This window comes from Rhizobium sp. LC145 (assembly GCF_001005825.1).
GTDB lineage: Bacteria > Pseudomonadota > Alphaproteobacteria > Rhizobiales > Rhizobiaceae > Neorhizobium.
Genome location: NZ_LBHV01000002.1, coordinates 754,928 through 780,813, shown reverse-complemented (window position 1 = coordinate 780,813; position 25,886 = coordinate 754,928). Strand labels below are relative to the sequence as shown.

Here is a 25,886-nt window from a genome sequence, read left to right as displayed (position 1 = left end):
GGCAGCATGCATGGCGGATAGCAAGGCGAGTGAGAATGAAGCGTCATTGGACGCTCTGCTCCAGGGCGCAGAGAAGATGTTCGCCAATGCGGAGCAGCTCTTCTTTGAGGCGGAGCTGCTGGCAAAGGCCGGTGCGGTGGCCCGCGCCCTTTGCCTGCACCAGATTTCGCTCGAGGAGTGTTCGAAGGTGAACAATCTTGGAGCGTGGGGTGTTAGCCTTGTCCTCGGCCTTGAGGTTGATCAGAAGAAGGTCTTGGCCGCGTTTGCGCGGCATTCGTCGAAAAACAAATCCAATGCTTACATGCTCGAACCATCCGAGGACGAGCGGGAGGCGCGAGCGCGTGGCGACTGGGACGCCGCGATGGAAGCGTTCAGGAAGGCTCAAGACGAATTTCATCGCGAGTCAAATCAAAACAAGAACGCGTCGTTCTATGTGGACTGGGTTGGCGGCGAGTTCGTTGCGCCAAATGAACGCATTACCAGCGAAATGCTTGAAGAGATCACCGAGAGAAACGCCGAGTTTCTTGGTTATGCGCAGAATGGATTGAAGACATTGAGGACATTGACGGCGTCGCCGGAAGTTCTCCGGGACGTGCTTTCTAGCCTTGTGGAGGAATCGGAAAAGCTGCGGGCGGAAAAGCCCGACAATCTCGCCGAGGCGATGGAAGCGATGTTGTCGCGCTTTCTGGAGGCAGGAAAGGCAAAATTGAGAGAGGGGTTTCAGTAAAGACTCGGTTTCATTGTGTTGCCTCCATGGCGAGGCGGAGTGGAGACGCATGCTTAGGTCGGATGCAACAGGTAGTGCTATCATGGCGGCTCTCGAGCAGTTCGAGGCGACGGAAGCCAATCTCATCAAGCTGGAACGGCTCTGGGACGAGATGGCAGCGCTGATCCCGACTGGAATCGCTTTCGGTGGGAATGTCGAATACGAGGATCGGGCGCGCTCTTTCGATGTTCTCGTCGCAAGCCTTCCGAAAATCGGGGGATGGAAGCCGACGGCGACACCTCCCGATCTCGACGGGCTCGCGCAAAGCCGGCTGGATGCGATGGAGCTCGATGAGCCAAGCGCGCATGTATCCGTCGAACGCTGGATCGAGGAGCCAGGGCGTGAACTGCAGGAGTACCGCTTCCGGTTCAACAATATGCGAAGGGCACTTATCCGTGACGCGCTCATCGGTTTGATTGATCAGATCGATGCGGACCTTCGAGGGGTTCGCGCGGTCGTAGGCGTGGACGCAGAACGCCGGCAGCAGATCGACAAAGAAGTATGGAGCGACATGCGTGAGCACATGAAGCAGATTGAGGTGCTGCTTGGTTCGAGCGTGAAGAAGCCGGCGCGGTGGTCCGACATGATGCGGCACATTCATTTTGGATGCGTCGGCGACCTCCACGATATCGAAGCGATGGACTGGCCTGACGTAAAGGACAGCCTGCGTAAGGGTTTGTACGGCGTCAACGAGGCGGTCCCTGTCCAGGTCGAGGACTTGTCGGCCTTGGTCGCCACGCGGCCCACTGGCCCAATCACGACGGCATTGAGCTGGTCTAAGATCGATGACCAGACTTTTGAACGTCTGATTTTCACGCTCATCAGCGACACCCTGGGCTACGAGAATCCAGAGTGGCTGATGCAGACGAGAGCGCCTGACAGAGGTCGAGATCTATCTGTGATGCGCGTGATTCAGGACGAGCTGTCGGGCACGTTGCGCCTTCGTGTTGTAATACAGTGTAAGCATTGGACGAGCCGTAGCGTGAGCCTCTCTGAGGTCTCGTCGACGAAGGATCAAATGTCGCTTTGGCCCAATCCTAGGGTCGATGTGCTGATCATAGCAACCAGCGGGCGCTTCACCGCTGATGCCGTGACTTGGATCGAGCAGCACAATGCAAATGGCGCGTCGCCGCGCATTGAGATGTGGCCCGAGAGCCATCTCGAACGCCTCTTGGCCGCTCGGCCTGCTATTATCGCGGAGTTCGGTTTACGCGGACACTGATCGGCCTTTGGGCGCTAACTCGCCCGAATTGGGACTACACGCTGCGGGCGTCTGAAAGCCGCCCGACCGCTGTGGTTGAGAAGCCGTCTGGGCGGCAGCTCGTGCCGATCCGGGAGTGGTGCTGCCGTCGTAGACTTGTCGCCGCGGCAATTAAGACGCGGAAATGCCGCTTCGCGAATTCGGACGTCACGCTGGAAACGGCCGTGCACCGCCAACAAGCGGACCGCAAGCTTCTTGGTGACTTCCAGCGCGCGCCGGCTTCAAGGCGCGTCACGGTCGGCGACCGGCTCTCGCGATACGTGCTCGCCATTTTCAGCTTCGACCCAGACAATCTCGCCGCTGGTGAGATAGACAACAGCTCCCCGAGCGGCATGGGTCGCCGAGAGATAGTCACGCAATTGTTGCGCGTGTGCTTTGCGAACGGCGAGCGTGGGATTGACATCCGACTTCCAATCAAATGCGGTGTCGATACCCTGGTCGCTGATGGCCAAAGCATCTGCACGACCGGCGACAAGAACGTTCTCGTCCGACGCCCAGACTGGCATTTCAGGCACTAGACGAGGCCGCAGCTCAGCAATTTCAGGCAAGGCAAGCGTACGAAGGGCCGCCGCCGCCATTTCATTGGGATCGGGTCGCGCCCGATCATCTTCGGTGCCAGGCGTTAGCTGATCGAGTAGGAAGCGGGCGCGTGAGACGCTCGCCGCCAGTTCATTCGCGAGTTCGCCGGTTAGGAGCTCCTCCATAAGTTTATGCAAGATCACCCCGCGCCGAGCGCCGGCGCCTGCAATTTCGAGACGCTCGGCCTGGCTGTCTAAGGTGATCACCCCGTCGAGAGCATCGCCAAGACGATCACCGTCATGCTCGCTCGGCCGACGCCATACCAGAGGCGGCGCGCTGTCCTCGACAAAACGCTGTTCCGTCGCAAAAATTTGAGCCGATTGTTCATTCGGTTGAGAGGCGCCCGAACGGTTTGTCAGTGGCGTGAATGAAGAAAGATCCAGCTCCGGGACTTCAAGCTGACGAAGATCGACGGAGCTGAACCACGAATCCTTTGACGCTTGGGGGATATGAGGAAGTATCAGAAGGTTTCGCGCCCGTGTGCACGCCACATACCAAATTCTCTCCCGCTGATTGGCATCTTCGAGGCTTTCCGCCGCGCGCGCCGCAGCCAGCTCCGGGGGCGCGACGCCACCGATCATCCAATGCAGGCTGTTGTCAGATTGCCTGTGAACGAACTGGTCCGGCCGATAGAGCTCTGTCGTCGAGTTGATCGGAATGACCACCGGCCATTCCAACCCTTTCGCACTGTGGATCGTGACAATCTCGACCGCATGCTCAGCGGCGTCGATGCGACCCTCCGGTGCTCTCGCCTTGCGCTCCCAGTCAGAGTGGAGATCGCGGACGAAAGCGCGCAGGCCGGCAACTCCGTAGCTGCGCGCTCTCTCGATTAGCGCATCGAGGTTGGCGAGTGCCCGCGCGTTCCGGTTACCATGGCGCGCCGCGATGATGACGCGGGCGTTTAAACGCTCGAGGGCCTCGGCGAGAATGAGGCTCGGGGTGGTGACGGACGCCTTGCGCCGCAGGCTCTGCAGCAGAATGAGAATGTCCTTGGCCAGCGGATGCTGCACCAAGTCGGGGTCTGTGCGCACCGTAAAGAAGGTTTGCCCCGTCCCATCGGCGGATAGGGCGGCGGTTATGTCGAGCAGCTCCTGTTCGCTGAACCCAACCAATGGACCGCGCATGAATGCGCCGAAGGCGAATGTATCCGACGAGTCCGCCAGCACCCTTACAAGCGCCAGGACGTCCTGTGTTTCCTGCCGTCGCATCAAGGTCTGGCCAGCTTGCGACGACACCGCGAGGCCTCGCTGTTCGAGCGCCCGTTCATAGCGCCAGAGTTCTGTGTGACCCGGCGATAGCAGCGCGATGTCACCGGCCCGCAGGGGCGTGCGCGTGTTGTCGGCCCGCAGAATTGGCAGGTTTCCGACCAATCCTGCGCAGATATCCGCGACTCTTTCGGCTTCGGCGTCCCGGAACGTCTCTGCGTAAATGCGCTCGTCGGTCGCGATCTCGATCGTGGAACGTGCCACGCAGGGGAGGGTTTGCGACACGTCGGACAGTGTTGGAGCAAGAGCGACATATCGGGGCTGCGAAGGCTTCGCAAAAACCGGTTCGAAACTTGCATTGACGTGGTGGATGATCGGGCTAAGCGATCGAAAATTGGCCGTGACCTCGATGATAGCTCCGCCGTCCTGGCCTTGGATCAGCCTGCGGCAAAGCTCGTAGGCTTCGATATCGGCACCCCGGAAGCGATAGATCGCCTGCTTCGGATCGCCGACAAGGAAAAGTGCTCCGCCACGCAGCCGCGCGGCCTCCCAATGCGTTGGGCGTTCGGCGGTCGCAGCGATTGAGAACAAAATTTCAATTTGAATGCGGTCTGTGTCCTGAAATTCGTCGACCAGAACATACCGATAGCGCCGCCCAACTGCCTGCCGAACCTCTTCGTGTGAGCGCATGAGAGACTGCACGTGAATTATCAGATCGTCGAAATCCAAAATTGCCGCCGCGCGTTTCCGGGCGCGATAGCTCTCCAGGAGTTGGTCAAGCGAGCCTGATAGCGAACAGACGAGCGTGCTCGCGATGTTGCCAATGAGCTGGCCCCATGCATCGTTGACCGCCTCGTACAGCGCCCGCCCAGCATCGTTGCCAATGTCATTGGTGTGAGCGCCAAAACCACGGGCGGCCTCGTCATAGGTCTTGAGCTGCAATCCCTTCCGTCCAAACAACCGGCCCGATCCTGGGTCGCAAAGCTGCCACAGCGAGCGGAAATCCGGATCGCCGGTGAAGCAGCCCTGGTAGCGCGTCGCAAGCCTTCGGAGCTCCTGTGCGATTTCTCGCTCCCATACCTCCTCCTCGACGCTTGCTCTCCATCGTTCGAAGTCGTCGACCGCCTGGACGAAGTCGATGTCAGGTCTCAAGCCTCGGGGCGGAACGATCGGCTGAGCATCGGCGTGCTTGCGCCGGAGGAGTGCAAGTTCGCGGACGAGGTCGACCACTTGCAGCGGGATTTGCTCTGCCAAGACGACGATCGGATCGTCCTCTGAGGCGTCAATCGCGAGCCGGCGTGAGAACCACGCTGATAATTCCGCCATGAACAAATTATCAGCGACGGTCGCGTCAGCGATGCGAGCGCCAGGATCAAGGCCGGCCTGGACGCCATGGCTGCGAATGATCGCCTGACAAAAGCCGTGGATGGTTGTCGCAGTCAACTCGTCGAGTTGCGTGGATGCGGCGACAAGGGCGCTTCGCTGCTGCTCGGAGAGCCCGTTCGGAATGACCGCCTTCAGGAAAGCTGGAATCTTGCCCGCCAGCAGGAGTTCGACGGTCTCCTTGATTCGCGCGGCAAGTTGGCTTGCCGCTAATTCGGTAAAGGTGATCGCGGCGATTTCACCGGGGCGATGACCTGCGGCGAGCATCATTGCCACGCGCCCGGCCATGAGCGACGTCTTCCCGGTCCCTGCAGCCGCCTCCACCAGCAGGATCGACGAGAAGTCTGCCATTGCCCGGCAACGGTTATCCTGATCGACGAGCGTCATGTGGAGGCGCTCCAGAGCTTATTGAGCTGCTGGTTGGCTGCGCGGAATTCAGAGGCTTTGCGACGAAGATAAGTTTCGCGGTCCGCTGGAAGTGCAAGACGCATGTCGTCATAGAACGCGTCTTTCTCCCAACGGGGCGCAATCCGGCCGCTGCGCAAAATTGCCGTCGCCGCCGATAGGTAGCCGGTGGCGTGGGTGACCGCATCGTCGAGTTCGTCCCCCTTGAGCTCGAAGGTTGCCGGGTCATCCGCCAGATAAATCAGACGCGCGACCACTGTTCTGACCTCGGGCAACAAGGTCCGCACTGCAATTGCGTAGAGCACGCGCTGCAACTCGCGCCCTTGTCCAAGCGTGATCCGTTGGGCTCTTGGAGGCGGCTTGATACTTTTGTAGTCCGTGATCCGCGCGGCGTCGCCGGTCGCGCGAATATCCAGGCGGTCCATCCGGCCGCCGAAGACCAAGCCCGTCGGCTCAATCGGAACCGCCAAGGTTGCCTCCCATGGCACTTGTTCGGCTACCGGATCGATTTGGCCGAATGGCACCTCGGTCCAGCTTCGCGTGTCGGATCGCACCGGATCGTCGGAAGCAAGGCCTTTCGCCGTCCTGCGGGCCGCTTCTGTTACCGTATGGCGCCAGAGGATCGACGGCGGAACGGATCGTTGCAACGGCCATGCGGCGAGGATAGCCGCTGAAGAGCCTTCGATTGCTGCGTCGATTTCATCGGCGCTTGCGCGCGCGAAACCCGGCGTGGGCTCGAGCGCTGAGATCGCACCGCTGATCAACTCGTGCACGAGCTCGCCGAACGACGTTGGATCAAGCTCCAACGGGTCGGACTCTTGTCGAGCCGAGCGCCAGCCCAACGCATATCGCCAAACAAATCCCAGTGGGTCACGCAACAAACGCTGCAAGGAGGTCGTCGACTGGACCCGCATCAGGGCCGCCTCGATCGCTGGGTGATTGGCGTTCGACAATCCGTCATGTGCGGTGAGATCCGCGCGCCACTGCCAGTTTCGCCAGCAGAGCTGAGCCTGGCGCACATGGGCGAGCTGCCCGGCGTCGCGGGCGCGCGCCAGCAATCTGTCGGCTTCGCTGAAGGCGTGTTCTGGCACACGGTCGCGTTTGTGAACGACCAAGTCGCCCGGCCACAAGGTGCTTGGTGATAGCTGGCCGCCTCTGGCGTTTCGCTGAGCGCGCGACAAGACAAGTTGCTCGCGCGATTGTGCCCTTATGATCTCGAAATGAAGGCGGTCTCGCTCGGCGGTGCTCACCGGATGCAGCTTGCGGCGCTCAAGCATATGATGTGGGATTAGGGGATCGTCATGGTCCGAACGTGGCCAGGATCGGCTGGTGAAGCCAAGGAGACGTGTGAACGGTCGCGGACACGACACCAACTGCGATGCCGGACACCAGACAACGCTATTGGCCGGTTCGCGTTGATCCGCGACGCGTAGTGCTTGGAGCGATAGCGCAATTGCGTGCGGCGGGGCGCTTCGCAGTGCCTCTTCCCACATCGTCAGGCTGGCTCCGCTCAAAAGCCGCGTCCCGGCTTCGCTTCCAGCCTCTGGTCCTCGGGCAAGGAGATCGAGGATCGGCAGAAGCGTTTGCTCGGCCAGCTCGGCCGCGGCCCGCCGGGGCCTGGCCGCCGTCAGCGCTTCGCGCCATTGATCAAGCGTCCGTAACGCTGCGCCTCTCGGAATGCTGGCGAACCAATCTTCGGGAAGCGACCTGGCGAACGGCCGCGCCGGAAGGCGCCGGATTAGGCGCCAGACGCGTTCCTGGGTGAGACCTTTGACTAGAATATCGGCGAGAGCGGCGCAGGTCTGGCCGTCCGCTGTGCTCAGCGCCGGAACGCCGTGAGAAAAATGGACCGGCAGCGCCGCACTTCTCGCGTAGGCAAGAAAGTGGTCGTCCCAGTCTTGCGTCGAAGTCGCGGCGATTGCGATGTCTTCTGCCTTGACCTGGCCCGTCGATAGCAGTCGCCTAGCCCATCTCAGCGCCTCCACGACCTCGGACTTCGGATCGGCGCTCGCTTCGGCAGAAATCTGTGTGGGACCAGGGGCTGCGCACTTTCGGATCGCGCCGCCGAACCAAGGCTGCTCCACACCGTCCGGCATATCCCAGGACAGGTCGGTGACGCGCACGATCGCAGTGAGAAGCGGACGCCAAACCGGATCAACCTCGACGATTCCGGCAAGCGTGACGGATCCTAGCAGACGGCGGGCGTGATTGGCACGTTTGACGGCCGCGTCGCGAAGGTCGCGCGGTAGCAAATGGGTAGCCGGTATGCTCTCACGGATTCTCGCCTCGATCAGGGCAAGGTCGTGGAATCGCGCCGCCTCGTGGGCGAGTGAGGCCAAATCCAAGTCCGTCCGCCAGACCGAATCGAGCGATTGAAGGACCGCCCGTGGCATGCCCGGCAAACCTGCGGTGTCGGCAATATCCTGAAAACCGCCGGCAGCAAGTGCTGCCTGGATCGCCGGGTAAAGTACATCGGTCCCTGCGGGTGTCGTGAACCCGCCGACAAGGCGGCCGGCGAGAAGGGGAAGCGTCAGGATTTCGCGGCCGATGGCACCGCCCATGGCGGCTGCAGCGCGAGCGCTGCGCAAAGCTAGCAAACCGTCGACGATGTGGGTAGAGCGAGTGATCATCTTGTTACTTTACGCTATTGTTCGACCGAGTCTCGATCATTGCCCAGGCTCTCGATCTACTCAAATGCTACGTAGTAAAAGCTTATGATTCCCGGGGGGATGCAATGCGTCTGAGCAAGTTGAGCATAAGAAATTTCAGGAACTTTCAATCTATCGATATTCCACTATCTGGCAATGTCGTGCTGCTTGGGCAGAATAGAGTCGGAAAAAGCAATCTGCTGTTCGCAATCCAGCTCATACTCGATCCAACCCTGCCTGACTCGGCCCGACAACTGAAGCTGACCGACTTCTGGGATGGTGGGCCGGCCGATTTCAGTGGACCCATTGAGGTCCATTTGGAGCTCTCGGATTTCGCTACCGACATGGCCTTGACTGCGCTTTTGACCGATTTTCGCGCCGCTCACGATCCGACGGTCGCGCAGCTCAGCTACGTCTTCCGCAAGAAGTCCGACATCACAGGCGCTCCGCAATCAAGTGCCGATTGTGAGTTTCTCGTTTTCGGTGGCGGCGACGAAACCCGCTCGCTTCCTAGCAGGGTGCGTCGCCGCATCGCGATCGAGTTATTGGACGCCTTGCGCGATGCCGAAGGGCAATTGGGCAGCTGGCGCAATTCGCCATTGCGCCCTCTGCTCGAGGATGCCGTCTCCGGGATCAGCCGCGCGGACATCGACGCAGTGGCTGCCGAACTCGACAAGGCGACCAAGACGCTCGAAACGTTTCCGACGATCAAGACGCTGGAAGATGAATTGCGGGCGGGTATCGTCCATCTTTCCGGAAAGGCACACGACATCGATGCTCGCCTGAGATTCGCGCCGAACGACCCGCTGCGCCTTTTTCGGGCGATTGCGATGTTCATCGACAATGGAAAGCGTGGCATTGGGGATGCCAGTCTTGGCTCGGCCAACGTGGCGTTGTTGGCTTTGAAGCTCGCAGAATTCTCATGGCGCCGGAAGAAGAACGAACGAAACTTCTCGCTCCTTTGCATCGAGGAGCCAGAGGCGCATCTTCATCCGCAACTCCAGCGATCCGTCTTCAAGAAGCTGCTTGGCAACGTCGACGCGTCGCAGTCGATGATCGTCACCAGTCATTCGCCGACCTTGGCAGCAGTCACCCCGTTGCGCTCAATCGTCCAGTTGAAGAAGCAGGCTGGGGCGACCCAGGCATTCTCGTTGGCGAACCTGCCGGTAACGCCGGACGAGATCGACGATCTTGAAACGTATCTCAATGCGACACGCGCTGAGCTGCTGTTCGCCCGAGGCGCCATTTTCATTGAGGGAGACGCGGAGGAAGCGCTCCTGCCCATCTTCGCCTCATCACTCGGTCATTCGCTGGATGAGCTTGGGATAACGGTCTGCAATGTCGGCGGGGTCAACTTCCGCCCCTATGTAAAGCTCGCTGAAGCATTGAAGCTTCCCTATAGCGTGATCACCGACTGGGATCCTCTCGATGGCACCAAGCCTCCTCTGGGAAAGAAGCGGACTCTGGATCTCTGGCAGGATATACTCGCGGTTCGCGGTCTGCCGCTCCTCACGCCTGCGCAACTGGCAACATGGGAGCCAATGGACCATGCCGCGTTCAGCGTGAACGCAGCAAAATCTGGCATATTTCTCAACGATCAAACCTTTGAAGTGTCTGTTGCCAATACGCCCGTCCTGCTGAAACCGCTTCTCGATATCCTGGGTGAGCAGGACTTTGGCTCGGTGCGAACGGGACGCATCGCCGCCTGGCGAGCTGGTGCGGCGGTCGATGCCCCACAATTGCTTGCCATGATCGCCGACATTGGCAAGGGGCGGCTCGGCGCCCGCCTGGCGAAGAAATCCGTAGGCCTCAAGCCGCCGGCCTATATCGAAAGCGCGATCAACGCGATCGTTGGATTGGTTGCTCATGTCTAGTGATCGCTCGCTTCTTCAGGCCCTAGCGGAGCTCAAGTCGAACCCGGAACAGTCGGCCGCTGTCGTTGAAACCGGGCATTGCATCGTGCTGGCCGGTCCCGGAAGTGGGAAGACCAAAACTCTGACCACGGCTATGGCGCGGGTTTTGGCCCAAGACGTCGCCGAACCCCGAGGTGTCGCCTGCATCACCTACAATAACGAGTGCGCTATCGAACTCGAAACCCGTCTCGCCCGCCTTGGCGTTGTTCCTGGAGATCGCGCCTTCATCGGCACCGTGCACGGCTTTGCGGCGAGCCAGGTGATTGGCCCCTATGCCCGCTGTGTGCCAATCGGCCTTCCTGCGAACTTCAGGGTTGCGACGCGATTGGAAGCGAGAGCTGCGGTGGAGGTCGCGTACAGGAACGCCATCAACGGTACCGACAATCCGCACCAGCGTTGGGAGTTCGCGTCCGAGAAGCGCAAGCGCGACGTTGATCGTTCGCGTCCTGAATGGCGTGGGCGCAATCCCGAACTGGCCGCTTTCATCGAGACCTATGAGGCGGAACTGCGGCGACAGGGTCTGCTCGATTTCGATGACATGCCGCTTCTGGCCTATCGCATGATCAAGGAAAACGTCTGGATCCGTGAGGCACTTCGCGCGCGTTTCCCGGTGTTGTTCGTCGACGAGTATCAGGATCTCGGCCATGCGCTACATGAACTCGTTCTGCTCTTGTGCTTTGAGGGCGGAATCCGGCTTTTCGCCGTTGGCGATGCTGACCAGTCGATCTATGCCTTTGCCGGCGCCAATCCCGAACTCCTCGAAAGCCTTACGCGCCGCACGGATGTGCGGACCATCAAACTGCGGTTCAACTATCGTTCCGGCGGAAAAATTATTCGCGCGTCTCTGGGTGCGCTCGGTGAAGAACGCGACTACCGTGGCGTCGACGGCGCGCCCGAAGGAGATCTGAGCTTCTGGGAGGCGCCCTATGGCCTTGACTCGCAGGCGCAAGTCATCGCCGATACGATCATCCCAAAGCTTATCGAGCAAGGATTCGAGCTTGGGCAGATCGCGGTCCTTTACCGAGCCGCGTGGCTCGGCGACAAGGTCGCCACCGTAATGAAAGATGCCAACATTCCCTTTGTTCGAACCGACACCAACGCCCTGGTTAGGAGAAACTCGCGCCTTGCGCGCTTCATTGAGGAGTGCGCGCGCTGGGCGACCGGTGGTTGGCGTGATGCCGATCCACCCTATGCGCGGCTTTTGTCGCAGGCGATCACGCTTGTGTTCGGGCGGCATGCCAGCGAAGGCGAGGAACAGGATTTGTCCGCGCAGCTTATGGCGTTCCTGAATGCATCAATCGGGACTGCGGAGACGACGCATGCGTGGCTGCAGCGTTTCTCGCGAGAGCTCATAACGCCATGGAGTGACGTTGCGCGAAATTCCGAACAAGAATGGCAACTCTGCGACGAAATGATCGCCAATACGGATCCGGCGCGTGACCTCGATCTCTCGCTGGCGCACTTCGCTGGGCGTATCGAAGGAGCAGGGCGCGTTAACCTCAGTACACTGCATAGCGCGAAGGGCAGGGAGTTTGACGCCGTCATCATGTACGGGGTCAACAACACAGATTTCCCGAGCGATCGGGATAAACGCACACCGGCCGGGCTTCGAGAAGCAAGGCGCTTGTTCTATGTCGGCGTGACTCGGCCGAAAAAACACCTCAGCCTGGTTTTTCAGGAGCAGCACTTTTCCCCTTGGGTCCTTGAACTGTTTCAAAGAAGCCAGAAAGAATAGCAGGCTGCCGCTCACTTGTAGTCGTCAAAAACTGGTCGAGATGAGACCTAAGCGCGCCGGCGAAAGACAATCTTGCGCTGTGAACTTTCAACAAGGTCGTAGGGTGCCCAGGTCATATCCACAGCGATGTTGTCGGCAGGGGTGATCAAGTGGCGTACATAGTCGAATTTGGCGAATTGACCAACGAAGTGCCGGTTGAAACCCATGGCAGTAGCAGCGTCGATTTCTCGATTTGAAAATGCGCCATCGAAGTCGCCGAGGACCAGGCAGGCCATCGTGGTTGGGTTGAGCGTCAACACGAGTTGGTATGGAACCATGCCGGGAAGCGGGAGCGCCATTGCCGGATGGTGCGGAGCGGGCATCGAGAACACTGGAGTTGTTGAGGAACGTAGGGCGATCGGAGAGCGAAGTATCATCATAAGAGCGCCTTTGAAGCTGCTCTCTGCCCATGCCGTTGATGAGGCCATTTGATTCTGCATTGCTTTGGCCAGGTTCGGATCAGCGTGCATCGCCGCGTAGGCGGCGCGTTCCTCATCGGCGAAAGCGATTTCCGCAAGCGGGTCCCTCGCCATCTGCGTGAGCTCATTCATTGTGCCTTGGTAGTGCGGCGTCCGGGCCTCGAGATGCCGTATCAGGGCATAAAGGATCGCTCTGTCGGATTGATCGAGGGCGTCGGTCCGGCCGCTCACGATTTTTGCCCACGTGTCGCTTTGCGAGATCGGCGTTTCGACGCGACGGTTGATATCCGTTTCGGCCGACACCGGAATGCCGGCGCGCAGGTGCACATAGAAGTCACGTTCGTAGCCGAGGCTCTCGATGGAACGTTCGCCCCAGACCGCCATTGAGCCATGCTTTCCGACCGTCGTTATCCTGGTTTTCGCCTCGTCGACGGCAAAGTTTCGCAGGAAGAACTGTGGAACGTAGTGATGGTCGCGAGGTTCGTTCGTTGCCATTTTTTAAATCCAGCAGCGTGAGGGTTACGGGGTCAAAACCTGAGACCCGAGGTGACCGTGTGATCGTCTGCATGCTACCGCAATAAGTCGGCGCTACCTCGCTTGCGCAGAAAAGCACGCATTGCATCGGAAACAGGGTGCTCGACGTCGAAAACGCCGAAACGCTGGCGGAAGCGGTCCCAATGTCGATCGAGCTGGCCAAGGCGGCGGGCGTCCGGGCAGATCCAAATCCAATCAAGGCGCCACGGCCTTTCACTCGCCCCATCCTGCGGCCGGAAAGAGCACGCGCCGATGATGCGCTCCTCTTCGTCGGAGAATAGGAACCCGATCGCGTCGGGATCGTGCTGGGCTTCTAACGACCACTGTGTGAAGTCGTAGCCGAGTTCGCGCTTAAATTCGAGCGCCCGGCTGTAGACTTCTGCGCGTTTCCATTTCGGGGACCTGGCATCTACCCATGCGGCATCCAGATCTCGATTGAGTGCTTCGCTGAAGCGTCGATGCGGCTTGGGTTCGATGACGGAGAATCGCTTCCGGTGGAAAGAACGATGCAATTGCTCATCGGTCCGAGAGCCCTTGACGTACGTCATTCCGCAATCGGGGCATGTCACTGCTATCGCTTCGGGCCGCTTGCGGTACTTTGGGGACCGAGCGGTGAGCCACAACGCGTGACCGTCGTCGTCAAAGGCACATTCCAAGCGATATCCCGATGATGTCTTGAAGCGCGACCTTATCATGCCCCTCCACTCCCGATGCGGGGCAGAAAGCGTGATCGGCGGGAGGCGGTGCCGGTTCGCCTCGTAGAAGAGCACTGAAATCTCCTCGTCGGTCAGGTGCGTTGTTGCGTCCAGACGCGGGCGAACGCGCGCGCAAAGGTCGGCGACATCAATGCGGAAGCCGAGTCGCTCCAGCCAAATGCAAAGCGCCGCGGTATCGGCCGCTGAAAGCATGTCATATCCAGAGTCGTCGTCGTTGCGGCGCTGCGGTCGAGGGAACACCGAGCGAAAAGGCAGGCCCAGCGCTCCTGCCAAAATTTTGGGGTCGACGACGGCTGGAGGATCGAGTCTGCGATCCTGTGAAAGAAGATAGTCCTCGAGATCAACGGCGGAGGCCCACCCCGACGCCGCGATGCGCCCGTCCATCGCATTTGCGCGACGTGACATCGCCGGTGCGGGCTTTTGCAAGGCACGCCACATTGCTTCTATCGTTTGAGCTTCGATCTCCATGCGGTCGCCATCAAAGTATTGCGAATCAAGAGTTTCACGAATCCGACGATACTCGCGTTACTCAAAGCGGTCTCTAGCCTAAGCCCACAGCTGATTGCATTGTGAAAGATCGGCGCTTGAACTAGCCAACCAGCCTTCGACGTGGCCGCGGATATAGCTCAGCTTCGTATGTGCGACCTGCAGCTTGGTGCGCTCATTGCCGATGATAGCCCAGTCTTCCGACCAGTCGAACTGGAACGCTTCGCCCGGTTCGAAGGCCAGGGGCACGAACGTTCCGCGCCCTGTCGTCTGGAATTCCCTCTGCCGATCTGCCTTCCATTCCCGGGCAAAGGCTGCAACACGGCAATAGGAACCATCATAGCCGAGGCTCACCAGGTCGGCATGGAGTTGTTTTAGGGTGCGCTTTTGCTTGCGGCCCTTCTTGGATTCCGTCTTCAGCCAGGCCGACAGCCGATCCGCGAACGGATCAAGCTTGCTCGGTCGCTCTGGGACCTTGAACTTCGGCTCTACGCCGTCCAGGCGCAGGTATTTGCGGACAGTGTTCCGGGACAGGCCGGTCCTGCGGCAAACCTCCCGGATCGATAGATGCTCTCGAAAATGCCAGCGTCGGATTACGCTCAGTAATACGAGGCCCGGATCGCCGCCCTCGAACGGCTCGTTGGCAAGCAGGCTCTGGAACTGGAGTTTCTAAAGGGGGCTCTGAAAAGCGCACCGCGGCCGAAAAACGGAACTACGTCCGTCATCACCGGCCCCGCGGCATCTCCGTCGCGGAGGGATGCCGGCTGATGGGAATCGCGCGCTCCACCTATTATGACCTCCCGGAACGGCCGACCGACGACACCGCAATTGTCGAAGCAATGTTCTCAATCTGCGACGGGTTCGAGTTCTACGGCTACCGCCGCGTCGGTGCGGCCTTGCGACAGCAGGGTCTTGTCGTGAACCACAAGAAGATTCGTCGCCTCATGCGCGAACACGATCTGAGGCCGAAGATCAGGCGACGGTTCATTGCCACGACCGACAGTGACCACGATGGGCCGATCTTTCCGAACCTGGCGAAGGAGATCATCCCGAGCGGCCCCAACCAGCTTTGGGTCAGCGACATCACCTATGTCGCGTTGCCGACCCGTTTCATCTACGTCGCCATTATCCTCGATGCCTGGTCGAGGTTGATCGTCGGTTACGCCATCGGTCGGTCGATCGACGCGCGGCTGACGGTGGCAGCCTTGAATGCCGCGATCGCCAGGCGAAACCCTCCGCCGGGCGTCGTGCATCATTCCGATCGCGGTTCACAGTATGCTGCCGCTCTCTATCGCGAGACGTTGGCCGCCAACGGACTGGTCGGCTCGATGGGTCGCCGGGGAAACCCTTACGACAACGCTAAGGCCGAGAGCTTCATGAAAACACTGAAGGTCGAGGCGGTCTATCCGATGGCGTTCGAAACTTTCGAGGATATCACCGAGCACCTTCCCCACTTCATCGAGGAGGTCTACAACAAGCGCCGGCTCCATTCAGCGCTCGGCTACCTGAGCCCACAACAGTTCGAGGATCAACACATCCGGCAGACTGGCAAATCAGCAGCCTGATCCTTGTCCGCCCCAAGGGGCGCACTCCAATCCCGGGTCAGCTCTCAGTGCAAATCAACAGCGCTACTTCTTTCGAAGCGATTTCGGCACAAATTTATCGATTTCTTCGTCGCGAAAAGTATAGTCTTCGTTCCTCTGCAAGGCTCTTTGTGCATCGGCATAGGCTTTGGCGGTAGTTTGTGGCGCCCCTAGATAAATTGCCGCCAGCTTCTTCTGTAGTTCATCCCGGCGCTTTAACGCCTCTTCCGATGGGATCCCTCCCATTCGTAGATCGGCCAGCAGAGACAGATATGATTCCCGTATCGGCCATAAGTTGGCGGCGGCGTCCCTGTGCTTTTGTGCGGTGCCGCCTGGGTCAAAACCCTTCATGTAGCCGGAAGCCCACAGGCCGACGATCGACAGAAATGCTGTGGCAAGCTTCAGCCAAAACTGGTCGAGAAACACGACGGACAACGCCCCGGACGTGGTCAGAACGGACACGCCAATCTGACAGAGCTTATATCGCTGCAGCGTCGCTGAGCAGCGGTCGGCCATCTTTTCATGAGTCTTGTGGGTGTAGACGACACGGCCAAAGCATTCGCGGATCTGGTCCTCAAGCGGCGAGAAGTTGTCCCGGTCTGGTTGCTGTTCAAGCTGCATCAGCGCTTACCTGACTGCCCTGGATAGGAACATGGATGCGATCGGTCGCAACAACAACGCCATTTTGGACGGCGTAGCATTCAACGATATGATCTCCCCTGAAATTGGTGTGCTCGGTTCGTCTCATGCTGCCTCGATCTCCGTCAATTTGTCCACGGATGCAGTCCCGGCGGCGTGCCTCCTCGCCGCGATTGAGCACCTTCCAATAAAGGTTGAAGTCGCCCTGGATGTCGTGATCGACAACGCTGAATGTCAGCGTCTTGGCCGCTTTGAGCGGCAGGTTCAGCCGCAACATCTCTCTTAGGAACCGTTCTCGGAACCCATTTTGCGAGACCTCACAATCTAGGGTGATGCTATTGCGTATATCGACCGGATACCGGTTGTCGATAAACTCCTCGGTGTTCCTCCACGAAGATGAGGTAAAGGCTGCCTTTTGCGCCGCCTGTTCTGCAGCAGGGAAACCGCGACCATAAATTTTGCGCCACTTTTCATTCTCGGTAGTCGAGCCCGCGGCAGCGATGGCGTCCAAAGCCAGTTCGTAGGCCTTTTTTGCCTTCTTCTGAAATTTCTTCTTCACCTTGACACGCTGGCCGCTCCCAAGAGCGGCGTAATAGTCTTGATCAGGACGTTCTGAGAGGAATTTGAAGAAATCGCGGCTCATGTAATCGTAGTAGAGGTAGCTCTTTTCATCATATTCATTCGTCGATTCTAGAAAATTATAGGTCAGTGTGTCGATCAGCAGCCCACCCATCGCAAGGCCATGTTTGTTCTTCCAAGCTCGAGCCATCTTGCAGAGGCGACGCAGGTTCTTGTTCTTCTGTACGTTCGCCTCTTTCATGGCGGCGATCTCTTCGCGGGGCTTCGTAATTTTCCATGACCCACCATCATAGGTGTCAGGGTATTTGAAGCTTCCGTCCGCCTGTTCAAAAACCGGTTGGACTTCAATATGAAAGTCTCGGTAGAGCACCTGGATGACAAGGCGATCCTTGAGAACAGTTGTGTTCGGATAGCGGCTCTTGATCGCATTTTTGGTGTCATCGAGAAGACGAGATTGCCCGCCGTCCTTGTAACTATCCCATTTCCCGGCGGGCATAATATACAGCATGTCGAGGTCAGAAATGCCCTTGATTGCGGTCCACCTGCCGTATGAGCCAACTTGCAGAGAGTTCGAAACTTTTGAGTCGGTGTCGCGGAATTTTTTGTTTAGTGCGGCCGTAACCTCGCCGTAGCGAAGGCTAATGGTATCGTCATTGTCTACCGCAATATTGCTGAGAAACTGCTTGAACGTGTCGGCAATGCTCATCGGCCTGTTACCTCAAAAATGTGGTTTGGTGGGGAAATCGATGTGTTCATCTCATGCTGCGGCTGTCTTGCGACGAAGCCGACCCATCGGTGGTTGGACTGGGAAAAGCTCCAGCGTGAAAGGGTCACGCCGCCGGCTCAGTCCGGCGCCACGGGTTTGACATGGGTGCTTCACCCTGCTTAGCCCGTCCCTTCCTTCGAAGTGCGCCCAACCGCCGTTGGGCAAGCGCCTTGTCAGGATCGTTGCACCGCACATTCGGCAAGGATGGAAGTAGCTTGTTTTCTCATTCGCATCGGTAGCCTGACGGCGAACGAGAGTCTCACGGACCGAGGTGACGTAACCTGACGACAGCTGTCTCGGGTGTGCCTTGCGTGTAAACCGGTCCTTTTTCATGAAGCAGTTCCTAGATCGAGGGTGATCTCTTTGCGAAGGAGCTCTGTAGTTCGATGAATGCCGCGAAGATCCGAATTCTGCAGGAATCGGTGGTTGCTCTTTGCCAGAAAAGATCAGGCATCTGACCGCTCATTTCAAGAGGGGAGGTTTACAAAAATGCAATTATGAACTATTTTGTAAACTGAAATCTAGGAGATCGATATGATCGGCAACAAATTGAAGGTCGCACGGCAAGCGGCTGGGCTGTCATTGAGGGCATTAGCGGATGCAATGAATGGCGTGGTGTCAGCGCAGGCGATCGGCAAGTATGAGCGAAATGAAGATATGCCCGGCTCCAAAGCTTTGATAGCTTTGGCCAAAGCTTTGGGTGTGTCCGAGGAATTCATTCTAAGTGAAGATCAGCTATCCCTCGAAGGCGTGGACTTCAGAAAAAAGCTCGGAACGTCTTCCAAAGAGGAAGCTGCAGTCCAGGCGCGAGCCATCCATATGCTCGAGCGATATCTTGTGATCGAGGACCTTCTTCACTTGCGCAGTGTCGAATGGGAGCAACCGCGAAGCGCGCCATATCCAGTTTCAGACATTCGCGATGCGGAAGATGCAGCACGCTCGGTCCGTGATGATTGGGGACTTGGAAACGACCCTATCCCGCAGCTAGCCGAGCTATTAGAGGAACGAGGAATAAAGGTCCTCTCGATGGACTTGAACGACGTCGACGGTTTAGCGGCGAGGGTTCGTCGCAAGGACCGCGACGCCGCTCGAGTAATTGTTATCAAGCGGGGAACGTGGTCAGAGCGTAAGCGGTTCAACCTGGCACACGAACTTGGACATATGGTGATTGCACCAGCCGAGGGAGTCGACGTGGAAAAAGCAGCTCATCGCTTCGCCGGTGCTTTTCTGATGCCAGCCGACGTCTTGCGAGCAGAAGCCGGTGCTCATCGGTCGTCTATAAGTGTTGGCGAGCTTGTCGCGCTAAAGAAAAGGTTCGGGGTAAGTGTTCAGGCACTCGCTTATCGGTGCAAAGATCTGGGAATTATCAGCCAGGCGGCATGTTCACGACTGTTCAAAGTTTTCGAAGAGAGAGGGTGGCGGCACTATCCTTACGAAGAGCCAGAGAGCATGGCTCCCGAACTTGAGGAACCTAAAAGGTTCGAGCGTTTATGCTATCGTGCTTTGGTTGAGGGCATATTGGGCGAGTCCCGTGCCGCTGAAATGCTCGGTATTTCCGTTCGCGAACTCGACAAACGCCTGGACCAGACGGCAGTCTGACGCATGGCGATTCTGATTTCCGATACCTCAGTCTTAATTGACCTGGAAAGGGCCGGCCTTCTCGAGTTCATGTTTCTTTTGCCGTTCGAGTTCGCCGTCCCTGACCTGCTATATGAACGGGAATTGGTCGGCGAAATGGGACAGACGCTCGTGCGACTCGGCTTAAGGGTAGAACCTCTGACGTCTGCTGAGGTTCGCAGGGCCACCGAGGTCAACCGTGCCCACGCTCGCCTCTCTGCTCCTGACACGTTTGCATTCGTGCTAGCGCAAACTCGGGGTTGGGGACTGCTTACGGGTGACGGAGTGCTTCGAGAGCTTGCGACTGCCGAGAGGCTTGAAATGCACGGTGTGCTGTGGGTGATTGATCAGTTCGCCGATGGCAGCCATGTGCAGTTCGAGCATTTGCATTCCGGCCTTAGTCGCTTAGCAAATCACCCCCGGTGCCGCTTGCCATCAGGCGAAATCCGCCGTCGGCTCATCCGCTTCTCGAGATAGGCCACGTTGCGCTCCGCACTGCAGATTTAATTTTCAATCAGATACTTAGCTCAATTCGCAAAGCGGATCGTAGGTTCATATCCGTTCAAGGCGCACGACTGTGGAGTAGCAGGGTCGACAGTTCGTACCCTTCAACTGCAAAAGCAATCCCAACAAGCAGTCATGGCCTATCCACAATGGGGATCGAGTTGGTCCGGGATTTGTGTACTCAGGGCGATAAGCGGCTGAATGGCATTTGGCCAAGGCTGGACTTAGTCGGACGAGCCAGCAGGCGCGGCGACGTGGGCTCGCGCGGTGAGGGCCGAGTATCGCCGAGGCTCTAGACCGACGGCGCAGTAGTATATATTTGCAGGCATGTTGCGATGCTGAAAATATCGCCGAAACCATCACCACAGGTGCCCAAGGTCTCTCAAAGTGAAAAAAGTCCAGCGCAGTTTTGCCGTCGAATACCGATCTGGTCGACGGAAACTCAATTCAAACCCGAACTCGATCTGGGGAGACATGGATCTCAAATCCGTTGCACAAGATCTGCAGGACGAGGCAACGCCATTTTGGCCAGAAGCTTCTCAGATTCGCAGCAGCGGGATGTCTTTCCCTGAAGAAGATCAGGCCGAGGCGATGTTGACACAGCCGATTGAGCAGGAGACAAATGCATCGGCTTTACAGGAGACCAAAATGGCCGACGAAAACAATACGATGACTGATGCTGGCGCGTCGCCTGCAGCGGCGCCCGATGTACCAAAGAAGGAACGCAAGCCTCGCGCCAAGAAGAAGGCGGCGCCTGAAGCGGCCTCAGCCGATGTTTCGGCGCAACCGGCGGCGGCTTCGAAGGCCGCAGCTGGAAAGCAGAGGAGAGGACGCAAGGCAAAGTCCGACGAAGGTGCGACAAGCGCCAGACGTGCGCCTGTCAAACGTGCTCCGAAGGCTGTGCAGACAGCGACCGCACCGTCGGTGGCGGCAGTTGACGAGTTTGCGGATCTTCTGCAGCTGGAAGAGGAAAACCAAAGACTGCGCAAGCAACTGGCCGAGAAGCTCCGTGCTGAAAATGCCGATCTGAGAAAGCGACTCAACCTCGGTTGATCGGCAGCATTCGGCCAAGCGCCGGCCGCATTCTTATGCTTATCGACATGAATATTTTGGTGGCAGTGATCCTGCCGCCAAGGCTTTTGCTCGCAGGTTTTATGCGGATTAGAATTCGAGGTCGAATAAGATGGCGTCTCCATGGAAGTTCCTGACCCGGTTGGTGTCGCCGCGACGGCAGCAGAGGCAAGAAAACGGTTCTACCGACGACGTGACGCCGGAACTGTTGGCCATCGCCAAGCCCACTGAAACGGCCGCCGATGATGGGTTGAACGCTGCGGTTCCTCCGATCGACGAAAAACTGGTCCCTCACGATCAATCGGAGCCGGTGTCAGCAGATCCGGATCATTCCGAAGAAATAAGCGGTGTTCATGGCAAGGCAGATATCGACGGCGCCGGGCCCGCGGAGGCGACTGATCCGGCCTTATCCGATGACGCCGATACAGCAGCTCGCAACGCACAAAAAACCTCGCCGCCTGGCAGAGGTGCAACGCGTAAGCGCCGCAGGCGGGGCAAGACAGCGGCAACGATTGAAGCCGTTCCGCCGCCCTCTCCAGAGGTTCCCACCGTTTCTGACAATGCCATCAGCCTGGATGAGGAGATCCGGCTGCTCCGGGAGCAACTGGCACGCAAGCTTCAGCTGCAGAATGCACAACTGAAAAGGATGCTGGAGCGATTCCAACGCTGACTGCGCCGTTATCCGCCGTCCGGGCTTGAGCAACCTGAAGAAACAGCTATTTCAGGTCCGAAATCTACCGATACCCTGAGGCAGACCCTCCAACCAAGTACCTCACTGCCTTCGATCGTTTCAGGGCATGACGGTTGTAACTCATGTATGACAAAGACTGTTGCGGCTGATGCATGGCTGCAGTGCAGCATAAACTCTGGCGGACAGCGCTGGCGCGAGTATGATGGTTTTCATCGAAGCGATGCTCCTCCCGCAACGCTTCGAATTCAGACGACCCACTCCTCCCAAGGGGACGTCTGTGGGAACAGCGGCACTCCTCCTCCCAAGTCGCTGTTCGTTCTTTTAGAAAAGCCTGCCGCACCTCCTCCCGCGGCAGGCTTTTTTATTTCGGGGAGATGGGACGTCAGAGCCCTAGATCAAGCTGGGACTGTGGTTGGGCATCGCCGATTTCGCAGGCCGTCAGCGTTGAAAGCGTGACGCCGAGCAGCCGCACTGGGCGCTTGAAGGGGTAGACCTGTCGCTAAGAGGTCCGACGCCGAGGCAAGGACTTCAGGAATGCCCGCAAAGACGCCTGACGCGGTCCGGCTCCGCGTCGCCTGGGTGAAGTCCGAGTATTTGATTTTCACGGTCACCGTCTTGCCACTGATGCCTTGTGCCTCGCAGTAGCGCCAGACCTTTTCTGCGAGCGGTTTCAGTTCCGCGGTGGCCAAATCGAGATCAGCGATGTCTTCGACAAAGGTATCCTCCGCGCCCACGGACTTTCGGATCCGGTTGGGCTTCACCTGGCGGTCGTCGATGCCGCGGGCAATGCCGTAGAAATACGGGCCGGACTTTCCGAAATGCTCCTGCAGGAAGGCGAGCGACTTCGATTTCAGATCGAGCCCGGTCTCGATCCCATATTTCCGCATCCTTTCGGCAGTCGCCGGACCGACACCATGGAATTTCTTGACGGGGAGGGCCTCGACGAAGGCTGGCCCGTTCTTCGGCGTTATGACGGCCTGGCCGTTGGGTTTGTTCAGGTCACTCGCCATCTTGGCGAGGAACTTGTTGTAGGAAATTCCGGCCGACGCGTTGAGGCCGGTGACCGCTTTGATCTTGGCGCGGATCTCCAATGCGATTTCGGTGGCGATCTCCATGCCTTTCAGGTTCTCGGTGACATCGAGATAGGCCTCGTCAAGCGATAGCGGCTCGATCAGCGGCGTGTATTCCGCAAAGATTTCTCGGATCTGCTGGGATACCGCCTTGTAGACGTCGAAGCGCGGCGGAACGAAAATCAGGTCCGGGCACTTTCGCTTGGCCGTCACCGATGGCATCGCCGAATGGACGCCGAAAGCGCGTGCCTCGTAGCTCGCTGCCGCCACAACGCCGCGGGCGGCCGACCCACCAACCGCAATCGGTTTGCCGCGCAGGGCTGGGTCGTCACGCTGCTCGACCGAAGCATAAAACGCGTCCATGTCCACGTGGACGATCTTCCGGATGGGAGGCTGGGTCATGTCGTTCACTGCGGCTTCGGCGATCGCGATGGGATCGGCGCATCATCCGGAGATCGTTGCCGAAACAAATAGAGAACATATCAACCTTTGCCGCGAGATCAACTGTTTCGACCGATCCCGTGGTCCAGGCCCCGCGAAACTACAGGCCAGCAACGGCGTTGTCGTCCTGTGAACTTCAACGATTGGGAGGCAGACGCCGGCGCCGCTCCCAGTGATACTGGCGGGGTCCGTGAACATCATGGCCGACAATCTTTCAAAATACCGTGCCAAGCGCGATTTCAAGAAGACCAGCGAACCGAGCGGGGAGGTGCACGTCAAACCGTCGAACAAGAGGCGGTTCGTGCTCCAGAAGCACGACGCCACACGGCTCCACTATGACTTCAGGCTCGAGCTCGACGGTGTGTTCAAGTCCTGGGCGGTGACAAAGGGACCATCGCTCGATCCGCATGACAAGCGGCTCGCTGTCGAGGTCGAGGATCACCCGCTCGATTATGGCGACTTCGAAGGTACGATCCCCAAAGGCCAGTACGGCGGAGGCACGGTGATGTTGTGGGATCGTGGCTATTGGGAGCCGGAAGGTAGGAAGTCGCCGGAAGAAGCCTTGAAGAAAGGCGACTTCAAGTTCACGCTCAAGGGCAAGCGGCTGCAGGGCAGCTTCGTCCTGGTACGGATGCGCAATGACCGCGATGGCGGCAAACGGACCAACTGGCTGCTGATCAAGCACCATGATGGCCACTCGGTGGAGAAGAACGGCGCGGCAATCCTGGAGGAGAACGTGACCTCGGTCGCCTCCGGCCGAAGCATGGAGCAAATCGCGGAAGGCAAGGGCCGCAAGCCGAGGCCGTTCATGATGGCCAATGCGGATGTCGAAGCGGACGCGGTCTGGGACAGCAAACATGGCCTGGCGGCTGACGAGCGTAAGAAGAGATCTCGGAAGGACGTCGCAACCTCCACCGCAGTCGACTTGCCGGATTTCATCGAGCCGCAGCTATGCGAGACGCTTTCACGGCCGCCGGCTGGTGACGATTGGCTGCATGAGATCAAATTCGATGGGTACCGGATCCAGATGCGTGTCGCCGGCGGCATGGTGACGCTGAAGACGCGCAAGGGCCTCGATTGGACGGCGAAATATCCAGAGATCGCCGATGCTGCATCCGAACTGCCCGATTGCGTCATTGATGGCGAAATCTGCGCCCTCGACGACAATGGCGCCCCCGATTTCGCAGCCCTCCAGGCCGCGCTCTCGGAAGGCACGACCGGCAACCTGGTCTATTTCGCCTTCGACCTGCTCTTCTATGGCGGCGAGGACTTGCGGTCGATGCGATTGGTCGAGCGGAAGAAGCGGCTCAAAGACTTCCTCGCTGCCGGGAGCGATGATCCGCGTATCCGCTATGTCGAACACTTCGAAACCGGCGGTGACGCGGTGCTGCGCTCCGCCTGCAAGTTGTCGCTCGAAGGCATCGTCTCCAAGCAGATGGATGCCCCTTATAAATCCGGGCGCACCGACACATGGGCGAAATCGAAATGCCGGGCCGGCCACGAAGTGGTGATCGGCGGCTATGCCAGAGCAAACGGCAAATTCCGATCGCTCCTGGTAGGCGTTCACCACGGCGATCACTTTGTCTATGTCGGCCGTGTCGGAACCGGCTACGCCGCCAAGAAAGTCGAAATGCTGCTTCCAAAACTGAAGGCGCTCGAGACGACGAGATCGCCGTTCACCGGCATGGGTGCTCCGAAGAAGCAGGCGGAAGTTGTTTGGGTGAAGCCCGAGCTTGTCGCCGAAATCGAATTCGAAGGTTGGACTGCTGACGGCCTTGTCCGTCAGGCGGCCTTCAAGGGTCTGCGCGAGGACAAGCCGGCGGAAGAGATCGAGGCTGAGAAGCCGGCGTCGCCAGCCCAGACAGATACCGCTGAACCTGTCGCGACCGCCAAACACAAAGCTGTCCGTCGCAAAGGCGCGAAGGCAGAGGTCATGGGCGTCCTCATCTCCAGTCCCGACAAGCCACTCTGGCCGGACGCCGGGGATGGCGAGCCGGTCACAAAGGAGGACCTTGCCCGCTATCATGAAGCTGTCGGCGCCTGGCTCATTGAGCATATCAGGGGCCGGCCTTGCTCGATCATTCGAGCGCCGGACGGTATTGGCGGCGAGCAGTTTTTCCAGCGACATGCGATGCCCGGTACGTCTAACCTGCTTGAACTGGTGAACGTCTTCGGCGACAAGAAGCCCTACCTCCAGATCGACCGGATTGAGGGGCTTGCGGCGATCGCCCAGATCGGCGGTATTGAATTGCATCCGTGGAACTGCGAGCCCGGCAAGCCGGAAGTGCCGGGCCGTCTGGTGTTCGATCTCGACCCTGGAGCCGACATGCCGTTTGCAACGGTCGTTGCGGCGGCGCGGGAAATGCGCGATCGGCTCGATGCACTCGGCCTCGTCAGCTTCTGCAAGACCACAGGCGGCAAAGGGCTGCATGTCGTTACGCCCTTCGCTGTGAATAGGCGAAATCCTTTGTCCTGGGCCGAGGCCAAGGGATTTGCGCATGACGTCTGCCAGCAAATGGCACGCGACAATCCCGACCTTTATCTCATCAAGATGAGCAAGAGCCTTCGTGGTGGCCGGATCTTCCTTGACTATCTCCGAAACGATCGCATGGCGACTGCCGTGGCGCCGCTGTCGCCTCGCGCGCGACCCGGCGCCACTGTGTCGATGCCGCTCAACTGGACGCAGGTGAAGTCCGATCTTGATCCGAAGCGGTTTACCGTCCGCACCGTGCCGGCGTTGCTCGCGAAAACCACGGCCTGGCAGGACTACTGTGATGGCGAGCGTCCACTCGAACAGGCGATCAAGCGCCTGGGGGAATCAAAACGGGCCGCGTGA

The 25,886-nt window shown here is 58.8% G+C and carries 17 protein-coding genes and 2 pseudogenes; 11 read left to right on the top strand and 8 right to left on the bottom strand.

The genetic code is table 11. The annotated features are described in order from the left end of the window. The first annotated feature begins 10 nt into the window (after window positions 1-10). Window positions 11-727, top strand: a complete 717-nt coding sequence (locus YH62_RS29080; RefSeq protein ID WP_052760369.1) for an AbiV family abortive infection protein — start codon at window positions 11-13, stop codon at window positions 725-727. Window positions 728-809: 82 nt separating this feature from the next. Further along, a complete protein-coding gene (locus YH62_RS08270; RefSeq protein ID WP_046793757.1) occupies window positions 810-1,988 on the top strand; it encodes a restriction endonuclease in 1,179 nt (392 codons plus the stop codon). Between the two features lie 260 nt (window positions 1,989-2,248). On the opposite strand, the gene YH62_RS08265 is transcribed toward YH62_RS08270, so the two are convergent. Continuing rightward, window positions 2,249-5,581 carry a UvrD-helicase domain-containing protein gene (locus tag YH62_RS08265; RefSeq protein ID WP_046793656.1) on the bottom strand — a complete coding sequence of 1,111 codons (3,333 nt, stop codon included), beginning with the start codon at window positions 5,579-5,581 and terminating at the stop codon, window positions 2,249-2,251. Continuing rightward, window positions 5,578-8,229: a PD-(D/E)XK nuclease family protein gene (locus YH62_RS08260; RefSeq protein WP_082118295.1), complete on the bottom strand. Its 2,652-nt coding sequence runs from the start codon at window positions 8,227-8,229 to the stop codon at window positions 5,578-5,580. The genes YH62_RS08265 and YH62_RS08260 overlap by 4 nt, the downstream gene beginning before the upstream one ends. Before the next feature lie 104 nt (window positions 8,230-8,333). Between YH62_RS08260 and YH62_RS08255 the strand changes: the two genes are divergently transcribed. After that, window positions 8,334-10,121, top strand: coding sequence for an AAA family ATPase (locus YH62_RS08255; RefSeq protein ID WP_046793655.1), 1,788 nt, complete (start codon window positions 8,334-8,336; stop codon window positions 10,119-10,121). Continuing rightward, complete coding sequence (locus YH62_RS08250; RefSeq protein ID WP_046793654.1) at window positions 10,114-11,895, top strand: ATP-dependent helicase; 1,782 nt, start codon at window positions 10,114-10,116, stop codon at window positions 11,893-11,895. The genes YH62_RS08255 and YH62_RS08250 overlap by 8 nt, the downstream gene beginning before the upstream one ends. 47 nt (window positions 11,896-11,942) lie before the next feature. Here the strand turns inward: YH62_RS08250 and YH62_RS08245 are convergent, their stop codons facing one another. The 3 genes and pseudogenes from YH62_RS08245 to YH62_RS29430 form a co-directional block, all read right to left on the bottom strand. Next, window positions 11,943-12,848, bottom strand: coding sequence for a DUF4238 domain-containing protein (locus YH62_RS08245; RefSeq protein ID WP_046793653.1), 906 nt, complete (start codon window positions 12,846-12,848; stop codon window positions 11,943-11,945). A 74-nt stretch (window positions 12,849-12,922) separates the two neighbouring features. Then, on the bottom strand, window positions 12,923-14,071 hold the full coding sequence (locus YH62_RS08240) for a C2H2-type zinc finger protein (protein ID WP_046793652.1): 1,149 nt from the start codon (window positions 14,069-14,071) through the stop codon (window positions 12,923-12,925). A gap of 147 nt (window positions 14,072-14,218) precedes the next feature. Continuing rightward, window positions 14,219-14,740 (bottom strand): annotated as a pseudogene (locus YH62_RS29430) (IS21 family transposase); the annotation flags it as partial. Between YH62_RS29430 and YH62_RS08230 the strand changes: the two are divergent. Continuing rightward, window positions 14,653-15,654, top strand: a complete 1,002-nt coding sequence (locus YH62_RS08230; RefSeq protein ID WP_348625753.1) for an IS3 family transposase — start codon at window positions 14,653-14,655, stop codon at window positions 15,652-15,654. The pseudogene YH62_RS29430 and the gene YH62_RS08230 sit on opposite strands and share 88 nt — an antisense overlap. Before the next feature lie 63 nt (window positions 15,655-15,717). On the opposite strand, the gene YH62_RS08225 is transcribed toward YH62_RS08230, so the two are convergent. Both YH62_RS08225 and YH62_RS08220 read right to left on the bottom strand, forming a co-directional pair. Beyond that, complete coding sequence (locus YH62_RS08225; RefSeq protein ID WP_046793649.1) at window positions 15,718-16,293, bottom strand: SLATT domain-containing protein; 576 nt, start codon at window positions 16,291-16,293, stop codon at window positions 15,718-15,720. Continuing rightward, window positions 16,283-17,596, bottom strand: a complete 1,314-nt coding sequence (locus tag YH62_RS08220) for a nucleotidyltransferase (RefSeq protein WP_046793648.1) — start codon at window positions 17,594-17,596, stop codon at window positions 16,283-16,285. The genes YH62_RS08225 and YH62_RS08220 overlap by 11 nt, the downstream gene beginning before the upstream one ends. Before the next feature lie 594 nt (window positions 17,597-18,190). Here YH62_RS08220 and YH62_RS08215 point away from each other — a divergent pair. From YH62_RS08215 to YH62_RS08200, 4 genes are all read left to right on the top strand, one after another. Then, window positions 18,191-19,255, top strand: a complete 1,065-nt coding sequence (locus YH62_RS08215; protein WP_046793647.1) for an XRE family transcriptional regulator — start codon at window positions 18,191-18,193, stop codon at window positions 19,253-19,255. A gap of 3 nt (window positions 19,256-19,258) precedes the next feature. Continuing rightward, window positions 19,259-19,750 (top strand): hypothetical protein, encoded by a 492-nt coding sequence (locus YH62_RS08210; protein ID WP_046793646.1) that lies wholly within the window; start codon window positions 19,259-19,261, stop codon window positions 19,748-19,750. A gap of 414 nt (window positions 19,751-20,164) precedes the next feature. Further along, a complete protein-coding gene (locus YH62_RS08205) occupies window positions 20,165-20,830 on the top strand; it encodes a transcriptional regulator (protein ID WP_046793645.1) in 666 nt (221 codons plus the stop codon). 130 nt (window positions 20,831-20,960) lie between these two features. Beyond that, entirely contained in the window at window positions 20,961-21,518 is a 558-nt protein-coding gene (locus YH62_RS08200) for a hypothetical protein (protein ID WP_046793644.1), read from the top strand. 403 nt (window positions 21,519-21,921) lie between these two features. Here YH62_RS08200 and dinB read toward each other — a convergent pair. Then, a pseudogene (gene dinB, locus YH62_RS08195) lies at window positions 21,922-23,011 on the bottom strand (DNA polymerase IV). Between dinB and YH62_RS30060 the strand changes: the two are divergent. Both YH62_RS30060 and ligD read left to right on the top strand, forming a co-directional pair. After that, window positions 23,010-23,183, top strand: coding sequence for a hypothetical protein (locus YH62_RS30060; RefSeq protein WP_156176937.1), 174 nt, complete (start codon window positions 23,010-23,012; stop codon window positions 23,181-23,183). The pseudogene dinB and the gene YH62_RS30060 sit on opposite strands and share 2 nt — an antisense overlap. Before the next feature lie 66 nt (window positions 23,184-23,249). Beyond that, window positions 23,250-25,886 carry a DNA ligase D gene (ligD, locus tag YH62_RS08190; protein WP_046793643.1) on the top strand — a complete coding sequence of 879 codons (2,637 nt, stop codon included), beginning with the start codon at window positions 23,250-23,252 and terminating at the stop codon, window positions 25,884-25,886.

Excerpts from the sequence above, each read along its gene's own strand:
- YH62_RS29080 (WP_052760369.1), top strand. The coding sequence starts at position 11 with ATGGCGGATAGCAAGGCGAGTGAGAATGAAGCGTCATTGGACGCTCTG.
- YH62_RS08270 (WP_046793757.1), top strand. The coding sequence starts at position 810 with ATGGCGGCTCTCGAGCAGTTCGAGGCGACGGAAGCCAATCTCATCAAG.
- YH62_RS08265 (WP_046793656.1), bottom strand. The coding sequence starts at position 5,581 with ATGACGCTCGTCGATCAGGATAACCGTTGCCGGGCAATGGCAGACTTC.
- YH62_RS08260 (WP_082118295.1), bottom strand. The coding sequence starts at position 8,229 with ATGATCACTCGCTCTACCCACATCGTCGACGGTTTGCTAGCTTTGCGC.
- YH62_RS08255 (WP_046793655.1), top strand. The coding sequence starts at position 8,334 with ATGCGTCTGAGCAAGTTGAGCATAAGAAATTTCAGGAACTTTCAATCT.
- YH62_RS08250 (WP_046793654.1), top strand. The coding sequence starts at position 10,114 with ATGTCTAGTGATCGCTCGCTTCTTCAGGCCCTAGCGGAGCTCAAGTCG.
- YH62_RS08245 (WP_046793653.1), bottom strand. The coding sequence starts at position 12,848 with ATGGCAACGAACGAACCTCGCGACCATCACTACGTTCCACAGTTCTTC.
- YH62_RS08240 (WP_046793652.1), bottom strand. The coding sequence starts at position 14,071 with ATGGAGATCGAAGCTCAAACGATAGAAGCAATGTGGCGTGCCTTGCAA.
- YH62_RS08225 (WP_046793649.1), bottom strand. The coding sequence starts at position 16,293 with ATGCAGCTTGAACAGCAACCAGACCGGGACAACTTCTCGCCGCTTGAG.
- YH62_RS08220 (WP_046793648.1), bottom strand. The coding sequence starts at position 17,596 with ATGAGCATTGCCGACACGTTCAAGCAGTTTCTCAGCAATATTGCGGTA.
- YH62_RS08215 (WP_046793647.1), top strand. The coding sequence starts at position 18,191 with ATGATCGGCAACAAATTGAAGGTCGCACGGCAAGCGGCTGGGCTGTCA.
- YH62_RS08210 (WP_046793646.1), top strand. The coding sequence starts at position 19,259 with ATGGCGATTCTGATTTCCGATACCTCAGTCTTAATTGACCTGGAAAGG.
- YH62_RS08200 (WP_046793644.1), top strand. The coding sequence starts at position 20,961 with ATGGCGTCTCCATGGAAGTTCCTGACCCGGTTGGTGTCGCCGCGACGG.
- YH62_RS30060 (WP_156176937.1), top strand. The coding sequence starts at position 23,010 with ATGTCGTTCACTGCGGCTTCGGCGATCGCGATGGGATCGGCGCATCAT.
- ligD (WP_046793643.1), top strand. The coding sequence starts at position 23,250 with ATGGCCGACAATCTTTCAAAATACCGTGCCAAGCGCGATTTCAAGAAG.